Origin of the sequence: Mesorhizobium sp. M1A.F.Ca.ET.072.01.1.1, assembly GCF_004023325.1 — a bacterium.
Taxonomy (GTDB): Bacteria; Pseudomonadota; Alphaproteobacteria; order Rhizobiales; family Rhizobiaceae; genus Mesorhizobium.
In genome coordinates, this window is the sequence record NZ_RZSF01000504.1 from 1 (window position 1) to 3,431 (window position 3,431).

5 protein-coding genes and 1 pseudogene are annotated in these 3,431 nt (G+C 60.1%); 2 read left to right on the forward strand and 4 right to left on the reverse strand.

Features of this window, described 5'->3' with window-relative positions:
- The first annotated feature begins 583 nt into the window (after positions 1-583).
- Both EOA32_RS35120 and EOA32_RS35125 read left to right on the forward strand, forming a co-directional pair.
- Complete coding sequence (locus EOA32_RS35120; RefSeq protein ID WP_189407639.1) at positions 584-1,264, forward strand: ParA family protein; 681 nt, start codon at positions 584-586, stop codon at positions 1,262-1,264.
- Positions 1,261-1,671, forward strand: a complete 411-nt coding sequence (locus EOA32_RS35125) for a hypothetical protein (protein ID WP_128374136.1) — start codon at positions 1,261-1,263, stop codon at positions 1,669-1,671. Before EOA32_RS35120 ends, EOA32_RS35125 begins: the two co-directional genes overlap by 4 nt.
- Positions 1,672-1,790: 119 nt before the next feature.
- Here EOA32_RS35125 and EOA32_RS35130 read toward each other — a convergent pair whose 3' ends face one another.
- The 4 genes and pseudogenes from EOA32_RS35130 to EOA32_RS35145 form a co-directional block, all read right to left on the reverse strand.
- The gene (locus EOA32_RS35130; protein WP_128374137.1) at positions 1,791-2,132 is read right to left on the reverse strand and encodes a hypothetical protein; all 342 of its coding nucleotides are present in this window, start codon (positions 2,130-2,132) and stop codon (positions 1,791-1,793) included.
- Between the two features lie 57 nt (positions 2,133-2,189).
- Positions 2,190-2,513: a DUF736 family protein gene (locus EOA32_RS35135; protein WP_128374138.1), complete on the reverse strand. Its 324-nt coding sequence runs from the start codon at positions 2,511-2,513 to the stop codon at positions 2,190-2,192.
- A gap of 1 nt (position 2,514) precedes the next feature.
- Positions 2,515-2,820 carry a hypothetical protein gene (locus EOA32_RS35140; protein ID WP_128374139.1) on the reverse strand — a complete coding sequence of 102 codons (306 nt, stop codon included), beginning with the start codon at positions 2,818-2,820 and terminating at the stop codon, positions 2,515-2,517.
- A 394-nt stretch (positions 2,821-3,214) separates the two neighbouring features.
- Positions 3,215-3,431, reverse strand: a pseudogene (locus EOA32_RS35145) (hypothetical protein); the annotation flags it as partial.

The following is a 3,431-nucleotide window of genomic DNA, read 5'->3' on the forward strand; positions in this document are numbered from 1 at the left end:
CCGCAGCTGTGAGGCTGGCCAACTCGTCGGTCGAAAACCGGATGTGCGTCACCTCGCCATAGCGCCGTGACGCGCTCCGTACCGGTGCTTTCCTTGCGCCTGCGTCCATCTCAAGCCCGCTTGCGGGCGCAAAGGCCCGACAGGGCCGCGCCGCCTATTTTGTGTGTATCACAAAATAGGCTATCCTGCCAATAAGAAACGGTCGGAAAAGGACCCAAGCCGGCTTCCTTCCCACCAGCCTAGTTGTCAACGAAGGGCGCGGTCGCAATGTTTCCATCGCGATTTGATGCGACGTCTGTATGACGCGTTGAGGACTTGTTTCCATGTTAAGATGGAAACAAGTCAACATGGAAACAACAGACCGGTTCGCAGTTCCGAACAGCCCGCCGGGTCCGTTCCTCAGAGAGATGCGTAATGATTGCGCCCTGCGCGAGCCCTTGTTGGTGCGCGCCTGGGTTGCCAAACCGTTCTGGCCCGTTGAGTATGTCACCAAGTTTCGACCATGACATTGTTCCATGTGTCCATGATGACTTGTCTCCATATTAACATGGAGACAAGGAGCCAACGCCGGAAGGAGGCCCCCGTGATCATCTCCGCTGCGATCCCAAAGGGCGGTACTGGCAAATCGACGATGCTGCGCACCCTCGCATCCGTCGCGCTGCATCGGGGTTATTCGGTCACTCTTATCGACGGCGATCGGCGGCAGAACATGAACCGCTGGTTCCAGATGCTGGGTGACGCTGGCAATCGTCCTGACAGGCTCCATCTGGTGAGCGCGATGACCCCGCAGGAAATCCTGGACGCGGCAGCCACTCACAACGGTGAGCGCTCCGTCGTCTTGATCGATACGGAAGGCACCACGAATGACAACCTCATGGCCGGGCTCTTCGCGGCTGATATTGTCGTCGTGCCGGTCTATTTTGCCCTCGACGACGTGACCGCCGCCATCCAGATCACCGACCACTACATTCCGCTTGCGGTCGAAAGTCGGGGCAGACCGCTGCCTGCTATATTCGTGCTGACCAAGCAGACCATCATCGATGGCAGGGCGCGAGCCTTGAACGAACTGCGCTCCATTATCCAGGCCAACGGCACGCCGATTGCAGAACACGTCCTGCACAATCGTGTTGCCTACCGCGATCTACAGACCGGGCAGACCCTTTACAGCTTCGCGGTGCCCGATGCGAAGGCGGTTGCCGAGAGCGAAGGGGTCTTTGACGACCTTCTGCAAACCTTCATCGAAGCCACAAGGAATGCGGCATGAGTGAAGAAACCGCACCGAAACCCGGTGACGACAAGAAAGCCCGTATGATGAAGGCGATCTCCACGCAGCCACCGGCATTGCCCAGCATGTTCATTTCATCAGCGAAAAACGAGGGGCAGAAGCTGGAGCCAAATGCCGGATCGGCCATGCCGCAGACGCCCGAGTCGGCATCGAGTGCAACGCCCGACTTTCGCAAGCTGCTGCGGCAGGGTCAGAAAAAGGACCCCGTCGCCGGCAAGAAAATTCGCGAGGAGGAGATGGTCCGCTGCGGGTACTATCTGACGGCCGCGGAACAGCGTCAGTTCAAGTTGCTGGCGATCAGCAACGGGCACAGCATGACCGAGCTGCTGCGAAAGGCTGTGCAGGATTATATCCGAATCCATAAACACAAACTTCCGAAGGAATAATCGGCGGTTTGGAGTTCGCTGTCGCGTGCTGCGACGGGTGATGGTCGTGACTCTCTTGCGACGCGCAAAAAAAGGGCCCGCGACGGAGCACTCCGTCGCGGGCCCTGAGATGTGTTTGCCTACTTGGGTTGGTTGGGGTGTTTCAGCAGTCTCCCGAGGATACCGTCCCGCTCCGGAAGCCCGCTGGCTGCCGCTTTGTCGTCGACCAGCTTTGCGGCCAATTTGGGCGACAACGGCATGAAGTCATAGCCGTGTGAGGTGGCTGCATGGCGAAGATCCTCGAGCGCTTCGAACGAGCGATCGCGGGTTCCAAGCCAGAGCGCGGGCTCGTCGGTTTCTTCGTGCGGGAACGCTTGCAGGAAATAGGTCCGAAGCGGTGGGTCGTAGCCGATGACAGCGTCTGGGTCCGAGCGGAGCTGTCCGGTGACGGTGCAAATCACAGTGATGGTGTAGCGGCTCATTGCAACCTCCTTTGCCGGTGGGGGAAGCCGACCCCCTGAGGGCCGGCCACTGATGCCTCACTGGGGGTTGTTCCAGAGGATGACCTTCTTGTTTTCCTCGCCACCCGGGGCGGGAGCGAGATTGCCGAAGATCACGCCGATCTCGGGGGCTTCCAGCTTGACCGAGAGGTATTCCTCTCCCGAACGCTGGGAGATGCGGTGCCAGCCGGCTCCGATCTCGAAGCCCGTGCGCTTGTTGACGATCCGGTAGTCGGGCGCGTCCTCGCGCGACTTGTTGGTGTTCGGGATGAGGGTGATCGGGGTGTTGACCCGGAGTGTGGCAAAGACGCCTTCCATCGAGCCGTCGGCCTTGGTGGTGAGGTTTGCGATCGTGGTGGCCATGCTAGTTGTTCTCCTTCGGTTGCATCGGGACCATTCCCGATGGCGCCAAAGGAGAGGGACGTCCTGCTGCGGTCATCTCGGCGAAAATTCTGGAAAATTCTATTTGCCGAAAAATAGCGGGCAGGCCCTTCGCCTGCCCGCTAACAAAAAACAGAAATCGAATTTTCCTGAATATTCGTCGAGTGTACCCCCAACGGGGGTTGACCGCACAAAGCAGGCGGTCGTCTACAAAGGCGACATGAAACGGGAATGGCCCCGGATGCGGCAGATGGACAAGAACGCAGGCCGCCATCGTTTGGCTGCCCATGCAACGCTGCGGGATCGCCGGTATGCTTGCCGCGCACCTCTCGGGTCATGTCGCCTGCGTCGTCGATATTCGACCGGCAGCATGGCGCGTGAACCGCCTTGCGTATTCGGGATGGGGGCAACAGCGTTTTCGAGATTGGAGCCGACTAGCAGCGAACTTCACGTTCCTCGGGGGCAATACCTCGCAGCCACGATGGATGACCGCGCAAGCCATGATGTTCGGCACGCTGCACCCGCTTCAGATGCGAGACGGGCAAGACGATTGTCCTGCACAACGCCCTGCGGCTCTGCGCGTGGGCCGGTTTCGAAAGGGGTCGGCCCCGGACGTTCATACAAGTGGAGTTTGGGGGGCCGGATCAAGCATATTGGATCGTACCCGCCGGGCTGTCGGCGGATCATCCTGGCAGCGCCAGACGCTCGTCCGGCGTCATGCGGGCTTCGGCTTGCCGGCGAATGTCCGGACCCGCATGGCGGAGCATGGCGCACCAGTCTTCCACATTGTACGTGGTCGCCACGCTGCCCTTGGCCAGATCGTAAATGACGCACGGCTTGTTCGCGATGGCGAGCCGAAGCACGTTGACGGCCGTGCCGGGTGATGCGCCGTCCCAGACC